This window comes from Pseudomonas defluvii (assembly GCF_001695625.1).
GTDB lineage: Bacteria > Pseudomonadota > Gammaproteobacteria > Pseudomonadales > Pseudomonadaceae > Aquipseudomonas > Aquipseudomonas defluvii.
In genome coordinates this window covers 1-3,495 of record NZ_MBPN01000212.1, presented here as the reverse complement: position 1 = coordinate 3,495, position 3,495 = coordinate 1, and the positions used below count along the sequence as shown (strand labels likewise).

The 3,495-nt window shown below is 54.5% G+C and carries 3 protein-coding genes and 1 tRNA gene; 3 read left to right on the top strand and 1 reads right to left on the bottom strand.

The genetic code is table 11. The features are described 5' to 3' along the window. The first annotated feature begins 192 nt into the window (after nt 1–192). Nucleotides 193–1,635, top strand: coding sequence for a magnesium transporter (gene mgtE / locus EKA13_RS26390; RefSeq protein ID WP_065761966.1), 1,443 nt, complete (start codon nt 193–195; stop codon nt 1,633–1,635). Nucleotides 1,636–1,697: 62 nt separating this feature from the next. Here the strand turns inward: mgtE and EKA13_RS26385 are convergent, their stop codons facing one another. Then, entirely contained in the window at nt 1,698–2,024 is a 327-nt protein-coding gene (locus EKA13_RS26385) for an Arc family DNA-binding protein (protein ID WP_009681471.1), read from the bottom strand. Nucleotides 2,025–2,369: 345 nt separating this feature from the next. Here EKA13_RS26385 and phnN point away from each other — a divergent pair, with 345 nt between their 5' ends. Together phnN and EKA13_RS26375 are read left to right on the top strand one after the other, a co-directional pair. Further along, nucleotides 2,370–2,981 (top strand): phosphonate metabolism protein/1,5-bisphosphokinase (PRPP-forming) PhnN, encoded by a 612-nt coding sequence (phnN, locus tag EKA13_RS26380; RefSeq protein ID WP_065761965.1) that lies wholly within the window; start codon nt 2,370–2,372, stop codon nt 2,979–2,981. A gap of 106 nt (nt 2,982–3,087) precedes the next feature. Beyond that, nucleotides 3,088–3,164, top strand: a tRNA-Arg gene (locus EKA13_RS26375). Nucleotides 3,165–3,495: the final 331 nt, after the last annotated feature.

The following is a 3,495-nucleotide window of genomic DNA, read 5'->3' as shown; positions in this document are numbered from 1 at the left end:
GCGACTGTTCTGGTCAAGATTTTAAGCGCTTCGATTGTTCAAGCAGTGTATGATTGCGCCCGTCAGCCCCGCCGGGGCTTGTGGAATACCACCATGGACTTACCCAGTAGTTACTCAATAGCTGATTTTGCCAATCACGATCTGACTGATTGATCCTCCCGGCGTGCTCCCTGCTGGGAGTGGAGTTCGCCTATGACTGAAATCGAAGTAAAAAAGACCCAAGATAGCCTGCAGGATCGCCTGGCCCAGGTGGTTGAGCTGTTGCAGCGCCAGCGTGTTGTTGAAGACCTCACGCATCGCCAGGAAGGTCATCATCATGACCTGGTTGAAAACCTGGTTCATCGACAGAATCTTGTCGAGCTGCAGCGCAAGCTCGACGATCTGCACTCTGCCGACGTCGCCTATATTCTCGAAGCGTTACCGCTCGATGACCGATTGACCGTTTGGCAGTTGGTCAAGGCTGAGCGTGACGGCGACATCCTGCTCGAAGTGTCTGACTCGGTTCGAGAAACCCTGATCGCCGACATGGACGATCATGAGCTCCTGGCTGCGGCCAAGGAGATGGATGCTGACGAACTGGCAGACCTTGCCCCAGAGTTGCCGCGCGACGTCGTTCACGAGCTCATGGAGAGCCTGGATGCTCAGCAGCGTGAGCGTGTGCGTTCTGCTCTGAGCTATGACGAGGACCAGGTCGGTGCGCTGATGGACTTCGAGATGGTGACCATTCGTGAGGATGTCAGCCTTGAAGTGGTGTTGCGTTACCTGCGTCGCCTGAAAGAGTTGCCGGGGCATACCGACAAGCTTTTCGTGGTCGATTATGACGGTATCCTCAAAGGCGTTTTGCCGATCAAGCGTCTGTTGGTCAATGACCCGGAGAAAAAGGTTTCCGAGGTCATGGCCAGCGATCCGGTGACCTTCCACCCCGAGGAAGACGCTTACGATGCGGCCCTGGCATTTGAGCGCTATGACTTGATCTCTGGCCCAGTCGTTGACAAAAACGACCGCCTGATTGGCCGTCTGACCATTGATGAAATGGTTGACCTTATTCGGGAGGAAAGCGAAAGCGAAGTCCTGAGCATGGCGGGTCTGCGCGAAGAGGAAGATATCTTTGCTTCGGTCTGGCGCTCGCTGCGTAACCGTTGGGCCTGGTTGGCGATCAACCTGATTACTGCATTCGTGGCCTCTCGTGTGATTGGCCTGTTTGAGGGGTCGATCGAAAAACTGGTGGCGTTGGCTGCCTTGATGCCGATCGTGGCGGGTATTGGTGGTAACTCCGGTAACCAGACGATCACCATGATTGTTCGCGCTATGGCGCTTGATCAGGTGAGCCCAGGGAATACGTCGCGGCTAATGCGTAAGGAACTGGCGGTTGCCCTGATCAACGGCCTTATTTGGGGTGGTGTGATAGGTATCGTGGCGTTCCTGCTTTACCACAGCTGGTCGCTGGGTGTGGTGATGACTGCTGCAATGACCCTGAACCTGTTGCTTGCTGCGCTGATGGGTGTGCTGATTCCGATGACCCTGGTGCGTATGGGGCGTGATCCGGCAATGGGCTCCAGCGTGATGATCACGGCTGTAACCGACAGCGGTGGTTTCTTCATCTTTCTGGGGCTTGCAACTATCTTTCTGCTGTAAGTGTGTTTGGCTCAGGCACAAAAAAGCCCGCAATGATGCGGGCTTTTTTGTGTGTGCGTGATTCAGGAAGCATCAGCTGCCATTTCTGCATCATGGGCGATCAGCGCGACCAGTGCATTCTGTTGGCGGTGGGAGAGCTGGCGAAAGCGTTGCAGCAGTTCGCGTTCGTGCAGGGACAGTTCAGGGCTGTCCAGGCGCATGCTTAGCTCATCGCCCAGAGCTCCTTCCTGGATCAGACTTTGCTCTAGGCGAGCGATGATTTCAGAGTTCATGCTGCGATGGTGGTTGCGCGCAACCTCAGCAATGCGCTCACGCATTCCGTCGGGCAGGCGGACGACGAATTTGTCTGCGGTGCGGCTTGAGTAGATAGCCTGTTTCATTGGGCGCATATAATTGACCGGTTTTAGTTCAGGGGAAGCGGTTCTTGAAATTGGCCGCACGGTGACGTTACGACCACTGTTGGGGCCAAATGTTCAACCTGAATTGCGAATGAGGCGCTTATGATGCCTCACAATCGCCGGTTCCTTGGCGTCAATTCTGTGACAAATAATGAGCTGGATAAAGGCTATTTGCCAGTACCAATTATCAGAAATGCGTACTGGTTTTGAAAGTTTTCATTTTTTCGCTTATCCGTTTGAGTGATAGCTTTCTCCTCGCACCGGCAAATGGCAACAATGGCGCGGTAGAAAACTCTAAAATTTGCGTGGTTTCCTTAACTTAAGAGCATAGTGGCTATGCAGCATGACGCAAGTGACGATTGCTTGACAGTCCAGACGGTCAAGGCCGGCCGATTGATCTACCTCATGGGGGCTTCAGGGGCCGGCAAGGACAGCCTGATCGAAGCGGCTCGTCCTGTGCTTCAAGGGCGGGGCGTAATGATCGCGCGGCGTGTGATTACCCGGGCGGTGGAGGCCAAGGGGGAGGACGCTCATGGTGTTACCTGGCAGCAGTTTGAGTTGCTTCGTGATCAGAAGGCGTTTGCGTTGCATTGGCAGGCTAACGGGTTGTCCTACGGTATTCCGGCGCAGATCGATGCCTGGCTGGAAGAGGGGCGGCACGTGCTGGTCAATGGTTCCCGGGCTCACTTGGTTGAGGCCCGCAGGCGCTACCCGAGCCTGTTGCCAATCTTGCTGACCGTTGATGCCGGAGTGCTGCGTGCGCGTTTGCTTGGGCGCGCGCGTGAAAGTCTTGATGATATCGAGCGTCGTCTGGAGCGTGCCCGTGCCTTGGCTTGTGTCGAGGATCGTACAGTGCGTGTTCTGGATAACTCCGGTGAGTTGCTTGATACCGTTTCGCGCTTGTTGATACTGCTGAGCGAGGAGGGGGTGTTGGCTGCGAAGGCGTAAATAAAGCCTACAGCTAAAAACCCCTACGGATGACATGACAAATGTCGGTGTGCTGGGTAACATGCTCGCCGACTTGCGCTGCGCAGCATTCGCTGCCGGTTTCTGCGTCTCAGTAGCTCAATTGGATAGAGCATCCCCCTCCTAAGGGGAAGGTTGGCAGTTCGAACCTGCCCTGGGACACCATATGCCTCAACGTAGCCTGGAATGATCCCATCCGTCTCTGGCAGGTGCCCTGCAGGGAGGCTGTATTGAGATGCATGTTTTGGTCGGGTTGCTGATGTGGGCTGCTGCTTATATATGGCTAGGGTGAGCAGGGCTTGTTAAGCATTTGAAGCCTAAAGAGAAAATCTGAAAAAACTCGAAATAATTGCTTGACGGGCGCTTCGAAAAGCGTAGAATGCGCGCCATCGGTTGAGACGAAACGCTCTTAACCAACCGCTCTTAACCAACCGCTCTTTAACAATCGAATCAAGCAATTCGTGTGGGTGCTTGTGAAATCAGACTGATAGTCAAA